The sequence below is a fragment of the Burkholderia sp. Bp9140 genome (genome assembly GCF_003853425.1).
Lineage (GTDB): Bacteria > Pseudomonadota > Gammaproteobacteria > Burkholderiales > Burkholderiaceae > Burkholderia.
Genome location: NZ_QTPQ01000020.1, coordinates 116,140 through 139,736, shown reverse-complemented (window position 1 = coordinate 139,736; position 23,597 = coordinate 116,140). Strand labels below are relative to the sequence as shown.

Sequence of the window (23,597 nt, the reverse complement as noted above, 5' to 3'; positions counted from 1 at the left end):
CCGAATTTCCGCAGGATTTCCTTACCCTGGTACTCGTGAATCTTCATGCGTGATTCCCTTCAGTCTGAGAGTTGGATGAAATGTCGCTTAAGACGCTTCTTCGAATGATTTCCGTTCATTCCTTCGTGCTGCCTTCACCGGGCAAGTCCGGCCGACTCGGGCCATACCAGCGCGGGTAGTACTGCCGCACGACCTCGCCGTCGAACCGCAATGCCTGGCAGCGGCCAAGCTGGAAAGGCGGTTCGACGTGCTCGCCGTCATGGTCCGGCCCTTCGCCCCCCTCCTCGCGCACGTTCCATACATCACCGGCGAACGCCTGGATCGCTGCCGTCGGCAGCACGGCGCACAGTTCGGTGAGATGGGAGCAGCCTGCGACGCCGGCGAGCAGCCGGTTCGCGTTGCGGCGGAAATTGCGGAAGAGATTGAGCCCGATGAGGGCCCGATAGGCAGGCGGGGCGGATTGACAGTGACCGGGATAAGGAACCCATTCCGAAGACGCTTCGGCGTCGACGACATTGAGGTCACGATCGATGGTCACGCGCAGCCAGAGTTCGTGGATCGGCAGGCCCTGGGGCCGGATGCCCGACGCAAGCGCGACATCGCGCGGCTTGTGGTCGGTCAGGCAGGCTTCGATGTCCCACAAGCCGTCGCCGCGCTCGTAGGCTTCCGCTCGGATTGCGCGTCGATGTCGCAACTGACGGGGCACGGGCTCGGATAGCGGCATGCTGGAAGTTGAGGCCGAAGAGGAAAACCCGTGGATTTTAGCATATCGGGTATTCGAGGCATTCGGCCGCGACGGCGGGTATTCCCGCCTGTCCGGAAGCGGTTGCATTGCAGCAAAATCGCGCGCAGCGCGCGCGACCGAACCGGTCAGTCGTCGATCGGGAAATCGTCGCCGACCTTCAGCAACTTCACGATGGTCGCGCTCGAGAAGCCGCGCGCGGCAAGGAAGCGCGCCTGCTTCGCACGCTCGGCCGGCGTTTGCGGCAGCGCACCGAATTTCTTGCGCCAGACCGCCTGCGCACGTGTCCACTCGGTCTCGCGCAATTGTGCATTCACCTCCTCGACGAGACTGTCGCCGACCGCATGGCGCTTCAGTTCGCTGACGACGCGCGCGACGCCGACGCGCGACGCGCGGCGATGCACGAGGCTTTCGGCAAAGCGTGCGTCGGACAGCCAACCCTCCTGCTCCAGCGCATCCAGCACCGGTTCGATGGATTCGTCCTCGCCGACGTACGGCGCGAGCTTGCGCGCGAGTTCGGCGCGGCTGTATTCGCGCCGGGACAGGTAGCCGAGCGCGCGGCCCTTCAGCGAACGCGGCGGTTTCGACGATTTGCGCTCGGTGGCCTCCGACCCGCCGCCGGAAGCTGCGCTGGCGGAACTGCCGGACGCGCGGCGCGTGCGACGCGGATGCTGGCTGCTGCGCGTGTAGACGTCTTCCCTGGCCGGTGCCGCGGCGTCGGCTGCGCGCTCGCCCGGGAAGCTGACACCGGACACGCGACGACGCGGCCGGTCGTGCGCGTCGAACGATTCGTCGTCGTCGAACGGATCGTCCGGCGCGGTGATCTCAAACGAAACGAGGGCATCGTCGGATGCCCTCGTCGCGGTGCGGTTCGCGGCATCGCTGCCTGCAGACCGCCGGCTGGCGCCGGAGGGTGCGGCTCGCCGGCCCGAGCGACCCGCCGTTTCGGGCGCGTCGCTCGCTTCCGGTTCGCCAGCCTGACCTCGGCGCCCGACCATCACTCTTCTTCGTCCATCGCCTCGGCTTCGTCCTGGCCTGCACCATCGGGCATGGTGACCACGCCAAGCGATTCGCGAATGCGGTTCTCGATCTCGCGTGCGATTTCCGGATTCTCGCGCAGGAATTCACGCGCGTTGTCCTTGCCCTGGCCGATCTTCTCGCCGTTGTAGCTGTACCAGGCGCCGGCCTTGTCGACGATCTTCGCCTGCACGCCGAGATCGATGATCTCGCCCTGACGCGAAATGCCTTCGCCATACAGGATGTCGAAGATCGCTTCGCGGAACGGCGGCGACACCTTGTTCTTGACGACCTTCACGCGGGTTTCGTTGCCGATCACCTCGTCGTTCTTCTTGATCGAGCCGATCCGGCGGATATCCAGACGCACCGACGAGTAGAACTTGAGCGCGTTGCCGCCCGTCGTGGTTTCCGGGTTGCCGAACATCACGCCGATCTTCATCCGGATCTGGTTGATGAAGATCACGAGGCAGTTCGTGCGCTTGATCGTGCCGGTCAGCTTGCGCAGCGCCTGCGACATCAGGCGAGCCTGCAGGCCCGGCAGCGAATCGCCCATCTCGCCTTCGATTTCGGCCTTCGGCACGAGCGCCGCGACCGAGTCGATGACGATCATGTCGATCGAGCCCGAGCGCACCAGCGCGTCGGTGATTTCGAGCGCCTGCTCGCCGGTGTCCGGCTGCGAGATCAGCAGCTCCGGCACGTTCACGCCGAGCTTCGCTGCGTATTGAACGTCGAGCGCGTGCTCGGCGTCGATGAACGCTGCGGTGCCGCCCAGCTTCTGCAGTTCGGCAATGACCTGCAGCGTGAGCGTGGTCTTGCCGGACGATTCCGGACCGTAGATCTCGACCACCCGGCCGCGCGGCAGGCCGCCAACGCCGAGCGCGATATCGAGACCGAGCGAGCCCGTGGACACGACCTGGATGTTCTCGGTCGCTTCGCCGTCGCCCATCCGCATGATCGATCCCTTGCCGAACTGCTTCTCGATCTGCGCGAGTGCGGCCGCCAGCGCCTTGCTCTTCTCGGCGGTCATCCCGGAGCCCTTCTTGCTATCTTCCATGAATCGTCCTTTGCTATGATGAGCAGCGTCTGTCAGAGGCGCGCCCGCTTTCAAGCGCCGCCCACGAATGCAGACACTGTATAAAAAAACAGTGTTTTATGCAAGCCCGCAATGCAGGCTGCGTTGTACACGGATAACTTCGGAGACAGCCGCGCCGGCGCGAACGCCCCGCCGGCCACCGGTCAGCACCATGCGAATTCTCATCGCCGAAGACGACAGCATACTCGCGGACGGCCTCACCCGGTCACTCCGCCAATCGGGCTATGCGGTCGACCACGTGAAGAGCGGGGTCGAGGCCGACACCGCGCTGTCGATGCAGACCTTCGACCTGCTGATCCTCGATCTCGGGCTGCCCAAGATGCCCGGGCTCGACGTGCTGAAGCGCCTGCGCGCGCGCAATTCCAATCTCCCCGTGCTGATCCTGACCGCCGCCGACAGCGTCGACGAACGTGTGAAGGGGCTCGACCTCGGCGCGGACGACTACATGGCCAAGCCGTTCGCGCTCAACGAGCTCGAGGCGCGCGTGCGCGCGCTGACCCGGCGCGGCGCGGGCGGTGGCCCGACCGTCGTGCGCCACGGCTCGCTCGCGTTCGACCAGGTCGGCCGCATCGCGTATGCGAACGAGCGCGTGCTCGATTTGTCCGCGCGCGAGCTCGGGCTGCTCGAAGTGCTGCTGCAGCGCATCGGCCGGCTCGTGTCGAAGGAGCAGCTCGTCGACCATCTGTGCGAATGGGGCGAGGAAGTCAGCAACAACGCGATCGAAGTGTACGTGCACCGGCTGCGCAAGAAGATCGAGCCCAGCGGCGTGCGGATTTCCACCGTGCGCGGCCTCGGCTACTGCCTCGAGAAAGTCGCGCCCGCGGCGCCGGCCGACACGGCCGCGCCCCAGCCCGCGGCGGCCGGCACGCCGCTGCGCTGAAACCGGCCGTCGCCGCAATGGCCACGCCGGCCCATTCCCGCCATCCGACCGGCGAGCAGCCGTCCGCCGCCGACGCCGCGCGCGACGCGCGCTACGAGAACCCGTTCGCGCCGCCCGACGAGACCGACACGCCCGAGGCCGCGCGCCCGCGCTCGCTGTTCGGCGAAATCCTCGACTGGATGCTCGCGCCGCTCCTGCTGCTGTGGCCGATGAGCATCGCCGTCACCTATCTCGTCGCGAAGACGATCGCGAACGGCCCGTTCGACCGCGCGCTCGAGACCAACGCATACGTGCTCGCACGGCAGATCCATCCGGTCAACGGCGTCGCCGAGCTGACGCTGCCGCAGCAGACGCGCGACTTCCTGCGCGCGGACAACATCGACAGCGTTTACTTCCAGGTGCTCGGCACGCGCGGCGAACTGGTCGCGGGCGAGGCCGACATGCCGCTGCCGCGCGACGAGGACCGCCCGCCGCCGGGCGTCGTCGTGTTCCGCGACGACCTGCTGCGCGGCAACGACGTGCGCGTCGCGTATACGACCGTCGCGCTGCCGGCGTCGAGCAGCACGCAGCCCGTGCTCGTGCAGGTCGGCGAGACGCTCGACAAGCGCAACGCGCTCGCGAACGACATCATCAAGGGCGTGATCCTGCCGCAGTTCGTGATCCTGCCGCTCGCGATCCTGCTCGTCTGGTTCGGGCTGTCGCGCGGGCTCGCGCCGCTCAACGCGCTGCAGGCGCACATCCGCGCCAGGCGGCCCGACGACCTGTCGCCCGTCGAGGCGCAGCGCGCGCCGCCCGAAATCGAGCCGCTCGTCACGTCGTTCAACGACCTGCTCGCGCGTCTCGAACAGAACATGGCACTGCAGAAGCGCTTCATCGCCGACGCCGCGCACCAGATGAAGACGCCGCTCGCGGGGCTGCGCACGCAGGCCGAGTTCGCGTTGCGCCACCCCGTGCCGCCCGACGTGCAGCGCTCGCTCGAGCAGATCGCGACGAGCTCCGAGCAGGCCGCGCGGCTCGTCACGCAACTGCTCGCGCTCGCGCGCGCCGAGAACCGCGCGAGCGGGCTGACGTTCGAGCCGGTCGAGATCGCCGCGCTGGCGCGCCGCACGGTGCGCGACTGGGTGCAGGCGGCGCTCGCGAAGCGCATGGACCTCGGCTACGAAGGCCCGGAGGACGACGCGCCGCTCGACGTCGACGGCAATCCGGTGATGCTGCGCGAGATGCTCGGCAACCTGGTCGACAACGCGATCCGCTACACGCCCGAGGGCGGCCGCATCACCGTGCGCGTGCGGGCCGACCACGCGGCGCGGCGCGTGCATCTCGAAGTCGAGGACACCGGGCCCGGCATCCCGGCCGCCGAACGCGACCGCGTGGTCGAGCGCTTCTACCGGATCCTCGGCCGCGAAGGCGACGGCAGCGGCCTCGGGCTCGCGATCGTGCGCGAGATCACCGCGCAGCACGGCGGCACGCTGACGCTCGACGATCATGTCTATCAGCAGGCGCCGCGCCTCGCCGGCACACTCGTGCGCATCAGCCTGCCGCTGTCCGAAGCCGCCCCGGATCAATCCTGACGCGCGCGGCCGGGCGCCGGACGCCGATCCTGCACAGCAGGTCGCGATCGCATCGAAACCGGTGTTTTATCGCCCGTTTGCGACACGATCGGGGCGCGAAGCGACCGATTCGGCACGGGTTAACGCGCAGTCGTTTTGTCCGCGCGAGTCAGTGCGCCGTAAGTTTCCCTGCCAATAATCGTCGACAGGCCCGCCCACCCAAGGCGGCCGCATATCTATATCAAGGGACTTGGAGACGATTCATGGCAACGTTAGGCGGGCAAATTTCGCACGCGCCGATGACGGGCGAAGAGAAGAAGGTGATCTTCGCGTCGTCGCTGGGCACCGTGTTCGAGTGGTACGACTTTTACCTGGCCGGCTCGCTCGCGGCCTACATCAGCAAGAGCTTCTTCTCCGGGGTCAATCCGACCGCCGCGTTCATCTTCACGCTGCTCGGGTTCGCGGCCGGCTTCGCCGTGCGGCCGTTCGGCGCGATCGTGTTCGGCCGGCTCGGCGACCTCGTCGGCCGCAAGCACACGTTCCTCGTGACGATCGTGATCATGGGTATCTCGACCTTCGTGGTCGGCTTCCTGCCAGGCTACGCGTCGATCGGCATCGCGGCTCCGGTGATCTTCATCGCGATGCGGCTGTTGCAGGGCCTCGCGCTCGGCGGCGAGTACGGCGGCGCGGCGACCTACGTCGCCGAGCATGCGCCGGCGAACCGTCGCGGCTTCTACACCGCGTGGATCCAGACGACCGCGACGCTCGGGCTGTTCCTGTCGCTGCTCGTGATCCTCGGCGTGCGCACCTTCATCGGCGAGGAAGCGTTCGGCAACTGGGGCTGGCGCGTGCCGTTCGTCGCGTCGATCGCACTGCTCGCGGTGTCGGTGTGGATCCGGCTGCAGCTGAACGAATCGCCGGTGTTCCTGCGCATCAAGGCGGAAGGCAAGACGTCGAAGGCACCGCTGACCGAAGCGTTCGGCCAGTGGAAGAACCTGAAGATCGTGATCCTCGCGCTCATCGGCCTGACGGCCGGCCAGGCCGTCGTGTGGTACACGGGCCAGTTCTACGCGCTGTTCTTCCTCACGCAGACGCTGAAGGTCGACGGCGCAAGCGCGAACATCCTGATCGCGATCGCGCTGCTGATCGGCACGCCGTTCTTCCTGTTCTTCGGGTCGCTGTCGGACAAGATCGGCCGCAAGCCGATCATCCTCGCGGGCTGCCTGATCGCGGCGCTGACCTACTTCCCGCTGTTCAAGGCGCTCACGCACTACGCAAACCCGCAGCTCGAACTCGCGACGCAGAAGGCCCCGATCACGGTCGTCTCCGATCCGGCCACCTGCTCGTTCCAGTTCAACCCGGTGGGCACGTCGAAGTTCACGAACTCGTGCGACATCGCGAAAAGCGCGCTCTCAAAGGCCGGCCTGAACTACGAGAACGTTGCGGCACCGGCTGGCGCGACCGCCGAGATCAAGGTGGGTGACGCGGTGATCCCGGCCTATGACGGCAAGGCCGCCGACGCGAAGGCGCAGGGTGCGGCGTTCGACAAGACGCTCGCGTCGACACTGAAGGCGGCAGGCTACCCGGCGAAGGCCGACCCGGCGCAGCTCAACTGGCCGATGACGATCGTGATCCTGACGATCCTCGTGATCTACGTGACGATGGTCTACGGCCCGATCGCGGCGATGCTGGTCGAGATGTTCCCGACGCGGATCCGCTACACGTCGATGTCGTTGCCCTATCACATCGGCAACGGCTGGTTCGGCGGCTTCCTGCCGGCAACCGCGTTCGCGATCGTCGCGGCGAAGGGCAACATCTATTCGGGGCTCTGGTATCCGATCGTGATCGCGCTGGCCACGTTCGTGATCGGCCTGCTGTTCGTCAAGGAGACGAAGGACTCGGACATCTACGCGCAGGATTGAGGTCGGGTAGCCGGCGGGCATCGGTCGTCGGGCGTGTTCCTTGCGGTGCCCGCCCCGCCCGCAACCCGGGCTGCACGGGCCGCCGGCAACTTTTTTCAGGGAAGACGAAAAAAGGTGTTGACAGCCCGGCGGTAGGTCTACATAATTCAAGTCTTCGGCGAATTAGCTCAGTCGGTTAGAGCGACGGAATCATAATCCGCAGGTCCGGGGTTCGAATCCCTGATTCGCCACCAGTTGTAAAGGAAGCCGCTGTTCCGCAAGGATCAGCGGCTTTTTTCATTGCCGCCTCATTCAGCGACCGTGTCGCGCGCCGCCCTCCCTCAGGCCACGCGCTGCGCTGCTGCTACGCCACCACCACCCCGCGCTGCGCCTCGCTCGTCTGCGCGCGCACCTTCCCGCGCCAGTTCTCCCCGCCCTCCAGCGCCGGCGTCGACTCGAACAACTCCGCGAGCCAGTCCGCGAACACCCGCACCTTCTGCGACAGGTGCCGGTTGTGCGGATACACGATCGAGATCGGCTTGGGCTTCGGATTGCAGTCGGGCAGCACCTCGACCAGCGAGCCGTCGCGCAGGTTCGGCAGCACCATGAACAGCGTCGGCTGGATCATCCCGAACCCTTCGAGCCCGCACGTCACGTACGCATCCGAATCGTTGACGGTGACGCTGCCGTTCATCCGCACCTCGACCGGCTTGCCCTCGATCATGAACACCCATGGAATCGCCCGCGCGCCATGGCTCGCGCGGAAATTGACCGCGTGATGGTCCGCCAGGTCTGCAATCTCCTGCGGCTCGCCATGACGCGCCAGATAGTCCGGCGACGCGCAGGTCACGCGCTTGAGCATCCCGATCCGTCGCGCGACCATCGAAGAATCCTCGAGCGGCCCCACCCGGATCATGCAGTCGATGCCCTCCTCGACCGGATCCACGTAGCGGTCCGACAAGCCGAGGTCGAGCGTGATGTCCGGATACTGCTGCCGAAAGATCGACAGCGCCGGCAACACGACGCGCCGCCCGAGCGAGCTCGGCATGTGGACGCGCAGCACACCGCTCGGCTTGCGGTTGCCGGTCTGGAAACTCGAGTCGACCTCCGCGATCTCCGAGATGATCTTCATGCAGTGTTCGTAGTACGCGGCGCCCTCCGGCGTCAGCGACAGCCGGCGCGTCGTCCGGTGCATCAGGCGCACGCCGAGCAGCGCCTCGAGATTCTGGATGATGGTCGTCACCGACGCGCGCGGCATCGCGAGCGTGTCGGCCGCGCGCGTGAAGCTGTTCGCGTCGACCACGCGGGTGAAAACTTCCATTGCCTGGATGCGGTCCATGCTGCGCCCCCTTCGAATCGCCAACAGGACAGAATAGAGCGCGCAACGCGCGCGGCACAAGCCCCCACCCATTGTTCTCCGTTCACGAACAGTTCAGGCGCTTCGGACTCGAAAGTGATCGAGTTTCGTTCAGTTCGGCACGACGATCGGCCTGTCTCCGGCCGCCGCGCGCCGGCTGCCCGCGGCACGCCCGCGCGTTACCGCACGAACCGCTCGCGATAGCCCTGCGGCGACACGCCGAGCACGCGCACGAAACTGCGCCGCAGCGTCTCTTCCGAACCGAAGCCGCACCGTGTGGCGATCCGCTTGACGGGCCACGCGGTTTCGCCGAGCAAACGCTGCGCGGCCTCGACGCGGATCTGTTCGACCGCACGTGCGGGCGTGCGGCCGGTCCCTGCGCGATAGTGGCGCACGAAGCTGCGCTCGCTCATGCTGACGCGCTCGGCCAGCGCGGGCACCGACAGGTCGGCGCTCAGGTGCTCGGCGATCCATGCATGCAGCTCGCCGAAGCGGTCGTCGGTGCGCTGCATCGACAGCATCGCGCTGAACTGCGCCTGCCCGCCCGGCCGCTTCAGGAACACGACGAGTTCGCGCGCGGCGTCGAGCGCGACCGCCCGCCCGAGATCATCCTCGACGAGCGCGAGCGCGAGATCGATGCCGGCCGTCACACCGGCCGACGTCCACAGCGCGCCTTCGCGGATGAAGATCGGATCGGGCTCGACGCGCACGTTCGGGTAGCGCGCCGCGAATTCGTCGCAGCGCGCCCAGTGCGTGACCGCGCGCCGCCCGTCGAGCAGGCCGGCCTCGGCGAGCAGGAACGCCCCGGTGCAGACGGACGCGACACGTCGCGCGCGCTGCGCCTGCTGCCGGACCCAGCGCACCATCCGCGCATCCCGCGAAGCGGCGTGCACGCCCTTGCCGCCGGCCACGATCACCGTATCGGGCCGCCCGGCCGAGCGCAGCGAATCGGCCATCACGACGAGGCCGGACGACGTCTCGATCGGCCCGGCCTCGGCGGCGACGACGCGCGGCGCATACGGCGCGGGCTGACCGCGCTCCTGCGCGAGTTCGTTGACGGATGCAAACACCTGCAGCGGCCCGGTCACGTCGAGCAACTGCGCACGGGGAAACGCGAGGACCAGGATCGAGCGCGGAGCGGCGGACATGGCGTTTGGCAGAAAACGTGGGGGATATGGCAATTTCGCCAAACACTACGCGCCTAGAATCGATCTGTCCATCGTGCGCCGGTCGCGGCGCCCCCCTTCCCTTCGGAGTGTTCGCATGACCCTGCATATCGGCCTTCTCGTGTTTCCGGGCGTCCAGCAACTCGATCTCACCGGCCCGCACGACGTGCTCGCATCGCTGCCCGGCGCGGCTGTCCACCTGGTCTGGAAATCGCGCGACAGCGTCGCGTCGAGCAGCGGCCTCGCGCTCGCGCCGACCTGCACGTTCGACGACTGCCCGCCGCTCGACGTGATCTGCGTGCCCGGCGGGATCGGGATCAACGACCTGCTGCTCGATGCCGAAACGATCGCGTTCGTGCAGCAGCGCGCGGCCGCCGCGCGCTACGTGACGTCGGTCTGCACGGGCGCGCTGCTGCTCGGCGTGGCCGGCCTGCTGCGCGGACGCCGCGCGACGACGCACTGGGCGTTTCATGCACTGCTCGAACCGCTCGGTGCGGTGCCCGTGCGCGAGCGCGTGGTGCGCGACGGCAACCTGATCACCGGCGGCGGCGTGACGGCCGGCATCGACTTCGCGTTGACGATCGCCGCGGAACTGGCCGGCGACGAAGAAGCGCAGGCGATCCAGCTGCAGCTCGAATACGCACCTGCGCCGCCGTTCGACGCCGGTTCGCCCGACACGGCGCCAGCATCGGTCGTGAAGCGCGTCACCGAACGCTCGGCGGCCGGCTTTGCGAAACGCAAGCAGACGATCGAACAGGCACTGCGCGCGGTGTCGCGCTGAATGCGAGGGCGGGGAAATTGACGGAAGGGCGACGCGCCGTGGCGCCGGAGAACACATCGATGAACATCATCCGCAGCGCGGCGTTCACCGCGGACCGCGCGTGGGGCGCGCTCGACATCGCGAACCTGAACGGCGTCACGGTCCGCCTGCACTGGACCGACCAGCCGTATCGATGGCATGTGAACGACGGCGAGGAAGTGTTTGCCGTGCTCGACGGCCGCGTCGAGATGCGCTATCGCGTGGCAGGCGTCGAGCACGCGACGGTGCTCGAAACGGGTGACGTGTTCCATGCGGCGGCCGGCATCGAGCACGTCGCGCATCCGCTCGGCGAAGCACGCATCCTCGTGATCGAAGCCGAAGGCAGCGTCTGACGGCCGGCGGCCGTGCGCCGACGTCGCGCGGATGGCAACCGCATCCGCGCGGCGGGTGTCATCCGGTGATCGTCCCCGTGGCCTGCGACGCGATCAGCTTCGGCTGCGGCGTGCACAGACACTGGCACAGGTCGTGTTCGAGCGCGACGACCTTGCCCATCACGGTCATCGTCCGCTCTCCGCCGTCGGACACGATCACGCCCGGCGACTTGCACGCGGCGCAGAACACGGACGCGCCGAGATAGGCGAGTTCGCGTCCGTCGAATGACGAATTGGCGATCCCTTCGAGCACCACCCCGCCGTGGTCGGTCGTGTCGCCCTTCAGAATGAATTTGCGGCTCATGTTGTCGGTTCTTCCCTCGGAAATGCCGTGCAACGCGGCAGCGCGCAGGCAGTCGGAATCCGCCCGTCGATCGCGGGCGCCCCGCGAGCATATCACCGCTCGCCGCGGCCGCTCCCGTCAGGACTGGTGCCGTATGCCCCGAGCGCCGCCCTTCAGACGAACAGCGCGATACACAGCGCGGCGCCGCACAGATACGTGCCGAGCGCGCCGACGAAGCGCACGGGATTCGGGTTGGCCATCGTCGGCCACGCCAGCAATCCGACCACGAGCAGGCAGCGGCACGCGGTCGCCGCGACGATCAGCGCCAGAACCGCGCGCGACGGATCATGCGCGCCGAAATAGAGAAACAGCACCGCGAGAAACGGCGCGTATTCGGCCGTGTTGCCGTGCGCGCGCACGACCTTGTGCAACCCGTTCGCCGGATCGGGGGCACACCCGGATCCGGTGGTGCACCGGAAGCGCGTGACGGACACGATGAGCCCGAGCCCGAACAGCAGCAGCCCGAGGATGGCCGTGCAAACGAGCGCGACGGGATGGATCGGCATGGGACTCTCGGCGAAAGCGGAAGTGCGCCGCACATCCGGCGATCCTACCCGCGGCCGGCGCGCACGGCTATCGCGAAAACCCGCAGCATCGCCGTACGACGGCCGCGGTTTCACGGGCACGTTCCGGCCCGAATTGTCGCCCTGCCGCACCGCACGAAACCGGTGCATCTTCCGCCCGCCCGGCCGCCCGGGCTTGCCCGCCGAACCCCTTGCCACGCGGACGTCCCGACATGAAACGCGCAAACGTTACGCTGCGGGCGGCCCGCAGGCACGCGCGTTGCGTCGGCGCATCTCGGTAGTCAATCGCTCTTGGCAGCCCGCCGCGGAGGACTACACTAATCCTTAATGAGGTGTGGCCGAAGCCCGCGCCTTCAGGGAGACGCCGCCATGAATCGGCCGCTGAATCGCATCCTGCCGCGCGTGACCGGTAGTGCATCGGTCTGGACGTGGATCAAGTGGTCCTTGCTGGCCGCGCTGGCGATCGCGATCGCGATCCTTGCGCGGCTCGTGATGACCGAGATCGAGACGTCGCGTCTGCAGGCGCACTACCTGTCCGAACTCACACGCGACGTCGGCTACACCGTCGAAGCGGGCGCGAGCGACCACGTCCGCTTCCCCGCCAGCGGTCCGTACGACCAGCGCCTCGGCTACGCGATGATTCCCGCGTTCCAGCAGCGCCTGCTCGCGCGCGGCTTCGTCGTCGGCAAGCAGGCGCGCGATTCCGACCGGATGCTCTCGCTCGCCGATCGCGGCCTGTTCCTGCCTTACGAAGAAAAGGACCAGGCCGGGCTGATGCTGTTCGATTCGACCGGCTCGCCGCTGTTCGCGACGGTGTTCCCGCAGCGCGTGTACGCCGACTTCGACGCGGTGCCGCGCGTGGTCACCGATTCGCTGCTGTTCATCGAGGATCGCTACCTGCTCGACGCGAACCAGCCGAACCGCAATCCGGCGATCGACTGGGGGCGCTTCAGCCGGGCGCTCGCCGACCAGGCGATGCACGTCGTCAACCATCAACAGGCACGCCCGGGCGGCAGCACGCTCGCGACGCAGATCGAGAAGTTCCGCCATTCGCCCGACGGCCGCACCGCGACGCCGCCGGAGAAGTTGCGGCAGATCGCGTCCGCGTCGATCCTCGCGTACATGAACGGCCCGCAGACGATGCTCGCGCGCCGCTCGATCGTCGTGCGCTACCTGAACTCGGTGCCGCTCGCCGCGCGGCCGCATGTGGGCGAGATCACCGGCATCGGCGACGGCCTCGCCGCGTGGTACGGCCGCGACTTCAACGACGTGAACCGCATCCTGTCGGCGCCGACGACCGGCGACAACGTCGACGAACAGGGCAAGACCTTCCGCGAGGTGCTGTCGCTGATCATCGCGCAGCGCGCGCCGTCGTACTTCCTGAATCGCGGCTATCCGGCGCTGCAGAAGCTGACCGACAGCTACCTGCGGCTCCTGTCGAACGGCGGCGTGATCTCGCCCGCACTGCGCGATGCGGCGCTCGCCGCGCAGATCGAGCGCAGCGCGCCGCCGGCCGCCGCGCACGTGCAGTCGTTCGTGTCGCGCAAGGCCGTGTCGTCGGCACGCGCGTCGCTGCTGTCGGCGCTCGGGATCAGTGACGTGTACCAGCTCGACCAGTTCGACCTGGAAGCCACCAGCACGCTCGACAACGGTGTGCAGCAGGCGGTCGCCGAACGGCTCGCGAAGGCATCGACCCGCGACGGCGCACAGGCCGCCGGTCTGTACGGCTTCGAGATGCTCGCGCCGAAGGACGACCCGTCGCACCTCACGTACAGCTTCACGCTGTACGAGCATCGCAACGGCGCGAACCTGCTGCGCGTGCAGACCGACAGCGTGAACCAGCCGTTCGACGTGAACCGCGGCGGCCGCATCAACCTCGGCTCGACCGCGAAGCTGCGCACGCTGATCACCTACCTCCAGATCGTCTCCGAGCTGCACGCGCGCTACGGCAACCTGTCGAACGCACAACTCGCGCAGGTGAAGCCCGACCCGATCGACGGGCTGTCGCACTGGGCGCTCGACTACCTGTCGCACACGCGCGACCGCTCGCTGCAGGCGATGCTCGACGCGTCGGTCGAACGCAAGTACTCGGCGAGCCCCGACGTGTTCTACACGGGCGGCGGCGCGCAGGTGTTCTCGAACTTCGAAAAGTCGGACAACGGCCGCATCCTGACGCTGCACACAGCGTTCGAGCACTCGGTCAACCTCGTGTTCGTGCGGCTGATGCGCGACATCGTCCACTACGAGATGCTGAAGGCGGCCGGCCCGTCGTCGTCGTGGCTCGACGATCCCGAGCAGCGCAAGCATTACCTCGCGCAGTTCGTCGACGGCGAAAGCAAGGTCTACGTGAAGCGCTACTACACGCGCTATGCGGGCAAGGCGCCCGGCGACGCGCTCGCGCTGATGCTGCAGGACGTGCGCAAGTCGCCGCCGAAGATCGCGACGGTGCTGCGCAGCGTCGCGCCGAACGAATCGCTCGCCTGGTTCGATGCGCAGATGCGCGCGCAGCTGAAGGGCACGCCGGCCGCGACGCTGTCGGACGACGATCTCGCCGCGCTCTACGCGAAGTACGCGATCGACCGCTTCAACCTCAATGATCGCGGCTATATCGCGAGCGTCCACCCGCTCGCGCTGTGGACGCTCAACTACCTTCGCGCGCATCCGAATGCGTCGCTCGCCGACGTCCAGCGCGCCAGCCGCGATGCGCGCTTCTACACGTACTCGTGGCTGTACAGGACGCGCTACCACGCGACCCAGGACCGCCGCATCCGCCGCATGGTCGAGCTGCGCGCGTACGGGGAAATCACGAAGGCGTGGCGCGCGCTCGGCTACCCGTTCGCGGAAGTCACGCCGTCGTACGCGGCCGCGATCGGCGCATCGGGCGACCAGCCCGACGCGCTCGCGAAACTGATCGGCCTGGTCGCGACCGGCGGACAGAAGGCGCCGACCGAGACGATCACGCGGCTCGACTTCGCGAAGGGCACGCCGTACGAAACGCGCTTTGTGCGCGCGGCCGCGCAGCCGCAGCCGATGCTGTCGCCGGAGATCGTCAACGTGGTGCACACGCTGCTGCGCGACGTCGTGCTGAGCGGCACCGGGCGGCGCCTGGCGGGCGGCTTCACGCTGCCCGACGGCAAGACGCTCCAGGTATACGGCAAGACCGGGACGGGCGACCAGCGCTTCAATGTCTACGCGCGCGGCGCGCGGCTGATCGAGTCGCGCAAGGTCAATCGCAGCGGCACGTTCGTGTTCGTGCTCGGCGACCGTTTCTTCGGCGTGCTGACGGCGACCGCGCACGAGCCGTACGCGGCGCGCTACGACTTCACGAGCGCGATGGCCGTGCAGTTGCTGAAGTCGATGGCGCCGGCGCTCGCGCCGCTGATCGAGCGCCCGGTCGAGGCCGGCACGCGCACCGCGGGCCCCGCGCCGCAGGCCGAAACGCCGGCGCCGCAGGCCGAGCCGTCCTGACAGCGGCCCGTGCGCTCGCGCGACGACGCGCCGCTCAGTGCGAGCGGCCGTCGTAGTGTGTGACGGGCAGCGCGTCGATATCGACATCCTCGAGGCATCGCACGTTGATCGCGGCCATCGCGGTGCCGTTCGGGTGGGTGCCCTCGCCGAACGTGTGAATCCCGCAGCGCTTGCAGAAGCGATGCCGGATCACGTGCTTGTTGAACATGTAGGTTGCGAGATTGTCCTCGGGCGTGAGGAGCGTCATGTGGTCGCGCGGCACGAACCACATCAGCGCGCCCTTGCGCCGGCAGATCGAGCAGTTGCAGGCCATCACGCCCTGCAGGTCGCCTTCCACCTCGAACGTCACGTCGCCGCAGTGACAGCTTCCGCGATAGAGCATGGTCGTCTCCCGGGGCGGCCCGTGCGCGTCGACGGCGTCCCGGCGGGACACCGATGGCCGGGCCGACTCAAGCGGGTACAGTAGCGCGCACCCGCGTCGCGCGCAATGTGCGGCGGCGCCCGTCCCGACCCGCTCCGACCACGAGGAACACCGCCATGCTCGAACTGCGTCCCGGCTGCGAATGCTGCGACAAGGACCTGCCGCCCGATTCGGCGGACGCGCGCATTTGTACATTCGAATGTACGCGGGCGGCGAGCCTTTCTGCGCGAGCTGTGCCGACGACGTGCTGAAGGGCCGTTGCCCGAACTGCGGCGGCGAACTGGTGGTGCGCCCGCGCCGGCCGGCGAGCCTGCTCGCGAAATATCCGGCGTCGACGCAGCGCGTCCTGAAGCCGGGCGGCTGCGCGAACCGCTGACGGCCCGCCCTCCCCGTCACGACATCTCGATCCGCGCACGCGTCACCGCGAGCAGCGACGCCATCGCGCGGCGCGCGCCGTCCTCGTCGCGCACGCGGATCGCGTCGCTGACGGCCACGTGCTCCGCGAGCGACGCGTTGTAGACCTCCGCCCGGCGCGCATTCAGGTGCAGTTGCGCCTCGAGCGTGCGATCGATCAGCGCGCCGAGCGGCACCAGCAGCTCGTTGCCGCCGGCCTCCAGCACGCTCAGGTGAAAGCGCAGGTCCGCGCGTACCCATTCGTCGACGTTGCGCGCGGCGGCCATCGCGCGCGCCGCGCCGTCGATCGCGTCGAACGCTTCGGGCGTACGTGTGCGCGCGGCCAGCGCGGCCGCGTGCGGCTCGATCATCTCGCGCATCTCCTGCAGCTTCAGCGCGAACGCGAGCGGCGGCGCGACGCGTGCATACCAGTCGAGCAGGTCGGCATCGAGCAGGTTCCACGCGCGGCGCGGCCGCACGCGCGTGCCGACCTTCGGCCGCGATTCGACCAGCCCCTTCGACGTCAGCGTGCGCAGCGCCTCGCGCAGCACCGTGCGGCTCACGCCGAACATCTCGATCAGTTCCGGCTCCCGCGGCAGCAGCGATTCGGGCGGATAGTCGCCGCGCAGGATCGCCGTCGCAAGCCGGAAAGCCGTCTGTCCATGCAGGTCGCGTTGAATGATCGTTCTCCGTTGGGCGGGCACGCCGCGGCTGCCCACTATCTGCACAATAGTGCTATTAATACTATTTTTTATCGGGCTACGCTAGGATAATCGTCACGTCCTCGAACGGCGCCGCGTCCGCACGTCTGCGCCGGTCAACCCTGGAGACCCGCGACATGAAAATCACCCGCCTCGAAACCTTCGTCGTCCCGCCGCGCTGGCTGTTCCTCAAGATCGAAACCGACGAGGGCATCGTCGGCTGGGGCGAGCCGGTCGTCGAGGGCCGCGCGCACACGGTCGAGGCCGCCGTGCACGAACTCGCCGACTACCTGGTCGGCAAGGATCCGCTGCTGATCGAGGATCACTGGCAGGTGATGTACCGCGCCGGCTTCTACCGCGGCGGCCCGATCACGATGAGCGCGATCGCGGGCATCGACCAGGCGTTGTGGGACATCAAGGGCAAGCATCACGGCGTGCCCGTGCACGCGCTGCTCGGCGGCCAGGTGCGCGACCGCATCAAGGTGTATTCGTGGATCGGCGGCGACCGGCCGAGCGATGTCGCAAACAATGCGCGCGCGGTGGTCGAGCGCGGCTTCAAGGCCGTGAAGATGAACGGCTCCGAGGAGCTGCAGATCGTCGACACCTACGACAAGGTCGAGCAGGTGATCGCGAACGTCGCGGCGGTGCGCGACGCGGTCGGCCCGCACGTCGGGATCGGCGTCGACTTCCACGGCCGCGTGCACAAGCCGATGGCGAAGGTGCTCGCGAAGGAGCTCGATCCGTACAAGCTGATGTTCATCGAGGAGCCGGTGCTGTCGGAGAACGCCGAGGCGCTGCGCGACATCGTCAACCAGACCAACACGCCGATCGCGCTCGGCGAGCGGCTCTACTCGCGCTGGGACTTCAAGCACATCCTCGCGGGCGGCTACGTCGACATCATCCAGCCCGACGCGTCGCACGCGGGCGGCATCACCGAGTGCCGCAAGATCGCGACGCTCGCGGAAAGCTACGACGTCGCGCTCGCGCTGCACTGCCCGCTCGGCCCGATCGCGCTGGCCGCGTGCCTGCAGCTCGATGCACTCAGCTACAACGCGTTCATCCAGGAGCAGAGCCTCGGCATCCACTACAACCAGGGCAACGACCTGCTCGACTACCTGCGCAACCCCGAGGTGTTCCGCTACGAGGACGGCTTCGTCGCGATCCCGCAGGGCCCGGGGCTCGGCATCGACGTCAACGAGGAGAAGGTGCGCGAGATGGCGAAGACGGGCCACCGCTGGCGCAACCCGGTGTGGCGCCACGCGGACGGCAGCGTCGCCGAGTGGTGATGCAGTGCTGAGATGACGTGCATGGCGCGGCGGGCATGCCGCGCATCGTCTTCGAGACGGCCGCCCGACAGGCGGCCGTTCTTGCATCCGCAGTACGCGGCGCGCGGGCGCCCCGCCCTGCGCCGCGCCGGCCCGGCCGTCAGCCGAGCGCCGCGAACCCCGGCACGCTCGACGACAGCACGGCGGCCGCGACGAACACGCCGATCATCGTCAGCGCCTCGAGATGCAGGATGTTGCGGAACGTGTGCGCATCCTCGGTCGACGCGGTACGGCGCAGGCGCGGCAGCGCCGAGAAGCGGTTCAGCCCGCCGAGCACGAGCGCGAGCGCGACGAGCAGCAGCTTGAGCAGCAGCACGCGCCCCCACGTGCTGCCGTCGAGCGGCGCGAGCGAGCCGCCGAGCCCGCGCAGCGCGTTGAGCACGCCCGCGCCGAGCACGAAGACGACCGCGATCACCGACGTACGCGACAGGTGCTGGCCGATCCGGATCAGCGCGCCGCGCGCGACCGACGAGCCGAGCACCGGCAGCACCGCGAGCCCGCCCGCGAGCACGAGGCCGCCCCACACCGCGGTGGCGAGCAGGTGCAGCGTCTGCACGCCGACCGCCGCGGACAGCGGGCCCGTGTCGGCCGCATGGCCGAGCGACGCCTTGCCGGCCGCGACCACGATCACCGCGAGCCACAGCACCGCGTGTGCGAGCGGGCCTTCCGGCTTCGCGAGCGCGACGATCGCGAGCACCACGGCGCCGGCGAACGCGACGCTCCACGCGAAGCCCGCGTGCGTCTGCGTGAGCATGACGGGAATCGCGGCGAACGCGCCGCCGAGCCCCGCGCCGCTCATCGACGCGGCTTCGTACACCAGCCAGCCGAGATCGGCGAGCACGAGCGCCAGCGCCGCCGCGACCAGCGAATGTTGCGCGCGCAGCCAGGCAGGATGCGACGGCGCGACGACCGGCCGTGCGCCATCCTTGCCGAGCCACGCCTTGAGCAGCGCCGAGCCGACCGCCATCGCGAACGTCGCGTCCATCAATGCCGCCAGCGCGACCTGCCCGATCCACAAGCTGTCGATCTTCATCGCGCGCGCCCTCCCGGGAACGGCCCGCCGGCGGTGCGGCGGCAAGTGGAACGACAGCGGGAAGACGGCAACGGCACGGTAAGGAACGTCATCGATGAATCCGGAAACGGGAGAAATGACTGGATCTGCGGCGGAGGCGGCGCCGCGCAACCCGCGAGTGTACGGTCTTCGATGGTGAAAACGCACGCCGGTTCACATTGCGGCAGTGCAATGCGCGTCAAATTGTCGCAAGTCGCAAACAGACAGGAACCGCTGTCCTTTTGCCAAATAGCCGTCATTACCCATCGATGATAGAATGCCGCGTCGCAGCAGCCCGGCTGTCCTGCCGTCCATGCGCCGAGCCGATCGTAGCCCGGACAGGTCCCCGACGAATAAACATGGAGTCTCGTGTGTCTTCAAGACGCCTCTTCCGTCCGTTGCTTGCCGTTCTCTTGATCGGTGGCGCGGGCCTTATGAGCGCTGCCCAAGCGCAGACCAAGCCCACGGAGCAAGCGCACGCCCAGCAGGCGCCGCTCAAGGCACCCGATTCGATGGCCGAGCGTGTGCGCGGCTGTACCGCATGTCACGGCGTCCACGGCCAGGGCACGGACAACGACTATTTCCCGCGGCTTGCCGGCAAGCCGGCGGAGTACCTGTACAACCAGCTCGTCAACTTCCGTGACGGCCGTCGCAAGTACCCGCCGATGAACTATCTGCTGACGTACCTGAACGACGATTACCTGAAAGAGATCGCCGAGCACTTCTCGGCCGAGCGTCCGCCGTACCCGACGCCGGCCAAGCCGACGCTGCCGGCCGCCACGCTCGCGCGCGGCAAGCAGCTCGTCACGCAAGGCGATCCGTCGCGCAAGCTGCCGGCCTGCGTGGCCTGCCACGGCGCGGGGCTGACCGGCATGCAGCCGGCGATCCCGGGCCTCGTCGGCCTGCACGCCGATTACCTGAGCGCACAGCTCGGCGCATGGCGCTCGGGCAACCGCCACGCGAAGGCACCTGATTGCATGCACGACATCGCGTCGAAGCTGTCGGACGAAGACGTGACGGCCGTGACCGCATGGCTCGCCGCGCAACCGGCGCCCGCCAACCCCGTGCCGGCCCCGGCGCGTTCGATGAAGACTCCGCTCGCCTGCGGCAGCGAACCGCAATAAGGCAAGGGAGACAGACACAATGAAACGCAAGTCCCTGTTTGCACTCTCGGCTGTCGCGATCGTCGCGGCTGCCGCCCTCGTGCCGGTCCTGTGGCCGGGCAACGACACGCTGCACGGCGCTGCCGCCGTCGCGGCCACGCCGGCCGACCAGGCCGCGCTGATCAAGAAGGGCGAATACCTCGCGCGCGTCGGCGACTGTATCGCGTGCCACACCGTGCGCGGCGGCAAGTCGTTCGCGGGCGGCCTGCCGATGGCGACGCCGTTCGGCACGATGTACACGCCGAACATCACGCCGGACGACAAGGACGGCATCGGCAAGTGGACGTCGGACGACTTCTACCGCGCGATGCATACCGGCCGTTCGAAGGACGGCAGCCTGCTCTACCCGGGCTTCCCGTTCGCGAGCTACACGAAGGTCACGCGCGCCGATTCGGACGCGATCTACGCGTACCTGCGTTCGGTCCCGCCGGTGTCGGTGCCGAGCCGTCCGCACGAACTGAAGTTCCCGTTCAACAACCGCAACCTGCTGCTCGGCTGGCGCACGCTGTTCTTCAAGGAAGGCGAGTACAAGCCGGATCCGACCAAGTCGGTCGAATGGAACCGCGGCGCGTACCTCGTCGAAGGCCTCGGCCACTGCTCGATGTGCCACACGTCGATCAACATGATGGGCGGCCCGGTGAGCTCGGCAGCCTTCGCGGGCGGCCTGATTCCGCTGCAGAACTGGTATGCGCCGTCGCTGACGAACGACAAGGAACTCGGCCTCGGCGACTGGCACGTGCAGGAGCTGTCCGACCTGCTGCAGGCCGGCGTGTCGAACAAGGGCGCGGTGTTCGGCCCGATGGCCGACGTCGTGCACAACAGCCTCCAGTACATGAGCGACGAAGATACGCGCGCGATGTCGACGTACCTGAAGTCGATCCCGCAGAAGGCTGAAGCGCCGAAGAACATGCAGTACGAGCCGTCGAAGCAGTTCGGCAACGCGCTGTTCGACCAGGGCAAGAAGATCTACGCGGACAACTGCGCGACCTGCCACGCCGAAACCGGCGCGGGCAAGCCGCCGGCGTATCCGCCGCTCGCGGGCAACCACTCGATCGTGATGGAATCGGCAGTCAACCCGATCCGCATGGTGCTGAATGGCGGCTATCCGCCGAGCACGTTCAAGAATCCGCGTCCGTACGGGATGCCGCCGTTCGCACAGTCGCTGTCGAACCAGGAAGTCGCGGCAGTCGTCACGTATATCCGGATGTCGTGGGGCAACAACGGTACGCCGATCTCGCCGCAACAGGTGAGCGATCTGCGTTCCGCGCCCCTTTGCTTTTTGCGACGCCAGTTCCCCGCGCGGGCCGCGCGAGGCGTCGCTGATCATAAAACTCCAGAGTGGTATCTATGTCTTTCGAATCTCTCGGCTTGGCCGAACCGCTCGTCAAGGCGGTCAACGAGCTCGGCTACACATCGCCGACGCCCATCCAGCAACAGGCGATCCCCGCCGTCCTCGGCGGCGGCGACCTGCTCGCCGGCGCACAGACCGGCACCGGCAAGACCGCCGGCTTCACGCTGCCGATCCTGCAGCGGCTGCACACGTTCTACGCCGAGCATCGCGGCGCGAAGCGCGCGGTGCGCGCGCTGATCCTCACGCCGACGCGCGAACTCGCCGCCCAGGTCGAGGAAAGCGTGCGCGCGTACAGCAAGTACCTGAAGCTGCGCTCGACCGTGATGTTCGGCGGCGTCAGCATCAATCCGCAGATCGACGCGCTCAAGCGCGGCGTCGACATCGTCGTCGCGACGCCGGGGCGTCTGCTCGACCACATGCAGCAGAAGACGATCGACCTGTCGGAGCTCGACATCCTCGTGCTCGACGAAGCCGACCGGATGCTCGACATGGGCTTCATCCACGACATCAAGCGCGTGCTCGCGAAGCTGCCGCCGCAGCGCCAGAACCTGCTGTTCTCGGCCACCTTCTCCGACGAGATCAAGTCGCTCGCCGACAGCCTGCTCGATTCGCCGGCGCTGATCGAAGTGGCGCGCCGCAACACCACCGCGGAAAGCGTCGCGCAGAAGATCCACCCGGTCGACCGCGATCGCAAGCGCGAACTGCTCACGCACCTGATCCGCGAACACAACTGGTTCCAGGTGCTCGTGTTCACGCGCACCAAGCACGGCGCGAACCGGCTTGCCGAACAGTTGACGAAGGACGGCATCAGCGCGATGGCGATCCACGGCAACAAGAGCCAGTCGGCCCGCACGCGCGCGCTCGCGGAGTTCAAGAACAGCACGCTGCAGGTGCTGGTCGCGACCGACATCGCCGCACGCGGGATCGACATCGACCAGCTGCCGCACGTCGTCAACTTCGACCTGCCGAACGTGCCGGAAGATTACGTGCACCGGATCGGCCGCACGGGCCGCGCGGGCGCGACCGGCGAAGCCGTGTCGCTCGTGTGCGTCGACGAGAAGCAGTTGCTGCGCGACATCGAGCGGCTGATCAAGCGCGAGATTCCGCAGGAAGTGATCGCGGGCTTCGAACCCGATCCGACCGCGAAGCCGGAGCCGATCCAGCAGCGCCGCGGGCAGCAGCCGCGCGGCGGCAACGGCAACGGTGGCGGCGGCGGCAACCGCCAGCCGCGTGCGGGCGGCTCAGGCCAGCCGGCCGCGAAGCGCGACGGCAATGCGCAACCGAAGGCCGCGAAGGCGGCCAAGCCGCGCACGGCCGGCGGCGCGAACGGCAATGCCAGCGGCGGCGGTCGTCCGTCCAGCGGCAACGGCGCGCGTCCCGCGAACGGCAATGCCGCGCACGCGAACCGCAACCGTTCGTCGCGCAGCGGCCAGCGCGGTCACTGAAGCCGCGCGGCGGCGCGCCGCAGGTGCTCGACCTGGCATTGCCAGCGCGCGAGCACCTCGGCGCGCGCCTGCCCTTCCAGCGCAAACGTGACGCCTGTCGCGAGACGCGCATAGCCGACCCGCTGCGCATCGCCGTGCGCGATCGTCGCAGCGAATCCGGCCAGTCCGCCGACGTCTCCTGCGAGCGGCTCGATCCTCAGTTGTGCCTGAAAGAATGCGCCATCCGCGACGAGCGTCAACGCGGCCGCACGCCGGTGCGCCAGCGCGCGCGCCGCGCGCGATTGCGGCCATAGCGCGAGCAGCAGCGTGTGCGCATCGCGCGCGAGGATCTCACCGACGCTGAGCAGCGTCGTGCGCAACTGGCCATCGTCGGTCGCGACGAGCAGCGATGCGGCGAAGTCGGCATGGCGTTCGAGCGCGGTGCCGTCGAACAGCGCGACGACGGCCGGCGGCCACGCGTCGAACGTCCATTGTTCGAGCGCGTGGCGATGGGAATCGGTCATGATGGCGGCCCC

20 protein-coding genes, 1 tRNA gene and 2 pseudogenes are annotated in these 23,597 nt (G+C 68.1%); 12 read left to right on the top strand and 11 right to left on the bottom strand.

The genetic code is table 11. The features are described 5' to 3' along the window. Positions 1-115 precede the first annotated feature (115 nt). The 3 genes from DIE21_RS18370 to recA all read right to left on the bottom strand — a co-directional run bounded on the left by DIE21_RS18370 (position 116) and on the right by recA (position 2,813). On the bottom strand, positions 116-724 hold the full coding sequence (locus DIE21_RS18370) for a DUF2889 domain-containing protein (RefSeq protein ID WP_124499037.1): 609 nt from the start codon (positions 722-724) through the stop codon (positions 116-118). A 146-nt stretch (positions 725-870) separates the two neighbouring features. Continuing rightward, positions 871-1,740 (bottom strand): recombination regulator RecX, encoded by an 870-nt coding sequence (recX, locus tag DIE21_RS18365; RefSeq protein WP_124499036.1) that lies wholly within the window; start codon positions 1,738-1,740, stop codon positions 871-873. Beyond that, a complete protein-coding gene (recA, locus tag DIE21_RS18360; RefSeq protein ID WP_046544497.1) occupies positions 1,740-2,813 on the bottom strand; it encodes a recombinase RecA in 1,074 nt (357 codons plus the stop codon). Before recA ends, recX begins: the two co-directional genes overlap by 1 nt. Positions 2,814-3,003: 190 nt before the next feature. On the opposite strand from recA, the gene DIE21_RS18355 reads away from it, so the two are divergent. From DIE21_RS18355 to DIE21_RS18335, 4 genes are all read left to right on the top strand, one after another. Continuing rightward, positions 3,004-3,732: a response regulator transcription factor gene (locus DIE21_RS18355; RefSeq protein ID WP_124499035.1), complete on the top strand. Its 729-nt coding sequence runs from the start codon at positions 3,004-3,006 to the stop codon at positions 3,730-3,732. Positions 3,733-3,749: 17 nt separating this feature from the next. Next, positions 3,750-5,303 carry a sensor histidine kinase gene (locus DIE21_RS18350; RefSeq protein ID WP_124499034.1) on the top strand — a complete coding sequence of 518 codons (1,554 nt, stop codon included), beginning with the start codon at positions 3,750-3,752 and terminating at the stop codon, positions 5,301-5,303. A 242-nt stretch (positions 5,304-5,545) separates the two neighbouring features. Then, a complete protein-coding gene (locus DIE21_RS18345) occupies positions 5,546-7,204 on the top strand; it encodes an MFS transporter (protein ID WP_124499033.1) in 1,659 nt (552 codons plus the stop codon). 156 nt (positions 7,205-7,360) lie between these two features. Next, positions 7,361-7,437: transfer RNA gene (locus DIE21_RS18335), tRNA-Met, on the top strand. Between the two features lie 110 nt (positions 7,438-7,547). Here the strand turns inward: DIE21_RS18335 and DIE21_RS18330 are convergent. Continuing rightward, positions 7,548-8,522, bottom strand: coding sequence for a LysR family transcriptional regulator (locus DIE21_RS18330; protein ID WP_124499031.1), 975 nt, complete (start codon positions 8,520-8,522; stop codon positions 7,548-7,550). Between the two features lie 197 nt (positions 8,523-8,719). After that, on the bottom strand, positions 8,720-9,688 hold the full coding sequence (locus tag DIE21_RS18325) for a GlxA family transcriptional regulator (protein WP_124499030.1): 969 nt from the start codon (positions 9,686-9,688) through the stop codon (positions 8,720-8,722). A gap of 115 nt (positions 9,689-9,803) precedes the next feature. On the opposite strand from DIE21_RS18325, the gene DIE21_RS18320 reads away from it, so the two are divergent. After that, positions 9,804-10,487: a DJ-1/PfpI family protein gene (locus tag DIE21_RS18320; RefSeq protein WP_124499029.1), complete on the top strand. Its 684-nt coding sequence runs from the start codon at positions 9,804-9,806 to the stop codon at positions 10,485-10,487. Between the two features lie 59 nt (positions 10,488-10,546). Continuing rightward, positions 10,547-10,858 carry a cupin domain-containing protein gene (locus DIE21_RS18315; RefSeq protein WP_124499028.1) on the top strand — a complete coding sequence of 104 codons (312 nt, stop codon included), beginning with the start codon at positions 10,547-10,549 and terminating at the stop codon, positions 10,856-10,858. 58 nt (positions 10,859-10,916) lie between these two features. On the opposite strand, the gene DIE21_RS18310 is transcribed toward DIE21_RS18315, so the two are convergent. Continuing rightward, the gene (locus tag DIE21_RS18310) at positions 10,917-11,201 is read right to left on the bottom strand and encodes a PAAR domain-containing protein (RefSeq protein WP_059495397.1); all 285 of its coding nucleotides are present in this window, start codon (positions 11,199-11,201) and stop codon (positions 10,917-10,919) included. 152 nt (positions 11,202-11,353) lie between these two features. Next, a complete protein-coding gene (locus tag DIE21_RS18305; protein ID WP_124499027.1) occupies positions 11,354-11,746 on the bottom strand; it encodes an MAPEG family protein in 393 nt (130 codons plus the stop codon). A 387-nt stretch (positions 11,747-12,133) separates the two neighbouring features. Between DIE21_RS18305 and DIE21_RS18300 the strand changes: the two genes are divergently transcribed. After that, the gene (locus tag DIE21_RS18300; protein WP_124499026.1) at positions 12,134-15,232 is read left to right on the top strand and encodes a transglycosylase domain-containing protein; all 3,099 of its coding nucleotides are present in this window, start codon (positions 12,134-12,136) and stop codon (positions 15,230-15,232) included. Between the two features lie 34 nt (positions 15,233-15,266). Here DIE21_RS18300 and DIE21_RS18295 read toward each other — a convergent pair whose 3' ends face one another. Then, positions 15,267-15,614 (bottom strand): GFA family protein, encoded by a 348-nt coding sequence (locus DIE21_RS18295; protein WP_124499025.1) that lies wholly within the window; start codon positions 15,612-15,614, stop codon positions 15,267-15,269. Between the two features lie 155 nt (positions 15,615-15,769). Between DIE21_RS18295 and DIE21_RS18290 the strand changes: the two are divergent. After that, positions 15,770-16,029, top strand: a pseudogene (locus tag DIE21_RS18290) (DUF1272 domain-containing protein). A 16-nt stretch (positions 16,030-16,045) separates the two neighbouring features. Here DIE21_RS18290 and DIE21_RS18285 read toward each other — a convergent pair. Continuing rightward, on the bottom strand, positions 16,046-16,750 hold the full coding sequence (locus DIE21_RS18285; RefSeq protein ID WP_124499024.1) for a FadR/GntR family transcriptional regulator: 705 nt from the start codon (positions 16,748-16,750) through the stop codon (positions 16,046-16,048). Between the two features lie 134 nt (positions 16,751-16,884). Between DIE21_RS18285 and dgoD the strand changes: the two genes are divergently transcribed. Next, a complete protein-coding gene (gene dgoD, locus DIE21_RS18280) occupies positions 16,885-18,033 on the top strand; it encodes a galactonate dehydratase (protein ID WP_124499023.1) in 1,149 nt (382 codons plus the stop codon). 139 nt (positions 18,034-18,172) lie between these two features. On the opposite strand, the gene DIE21_RS18275 is transcribed toward dgoD, so the two are convergent. Beyond that, the gene (locus tag DIE21_RS18275; protein ID WP_124499022.1) at positions 18,173-19,105 is read right to left on the bottom strand and encodes a CopD family protein; all 933 of its coding nucleotides are present in this window, start codon (positions 19,103-19,105) and stop codon (positions 18,173-18,175) included. A 377-nt stretch (positions 19,106-19,482) separates the two neighbouring features. On the opposite strand from DIE21_RS18275, the gene DIE21_RS18270 reads away from it, so the two are divergent. The 3 genes and pseudogenes from DIE21_RS18270 (at position 19,483) to DIE21_RS18260 (ending at position 23,082) form a co-directional block, all read left to right on the top strand. Beyond that, positions 19,483-20,247: a c-type cytochrome gene (locus tag DIE21_RS18270; protein WP_124499021.1), complete on the top strand. Its 765-nt coding sequence runs from the start codon at positions 19,483-19,485 to the stop codon at positions 20,245-20,247. Positions 20,248-20,266: 19 nt separating this feature from the next. Beyond that, a pseudogene (locus tag DIE21_RS18265) lies at positions 20,267-21,559 on the top strand (c-type cytochrome); the annotation flags it as partial. Positions 21,560-21,633: 74 nt separating this feature from the next. Further along, complete coding sequence (locus tag DIE21_RS18260; protein WP_124499020.1) at positions 21,634-23,082, top strand: DEAD/DEAH box helicase; 1,449 nt, start codon at positions 21,634-21,636, stop codon at positions 23,080-23,082. Here DIE21_RS18260 and DIE21_RS18255 read toward each other — a convergent pair. Continuing rightward, entirely contained in the window at positions 23,076-23,585 is a 510-nt protein-coding gene (locus tag DIE21_RS18255) for a hypothetical protein (RefSeq protein ID WP_124499019.1), read from the bottom strand. The genes DIE21_RS18260 and DIE21_RS18255 overlap by 7 nt on opposite strands. Positions 23,586-23,597: the final 12 nt, after the last annotated feature.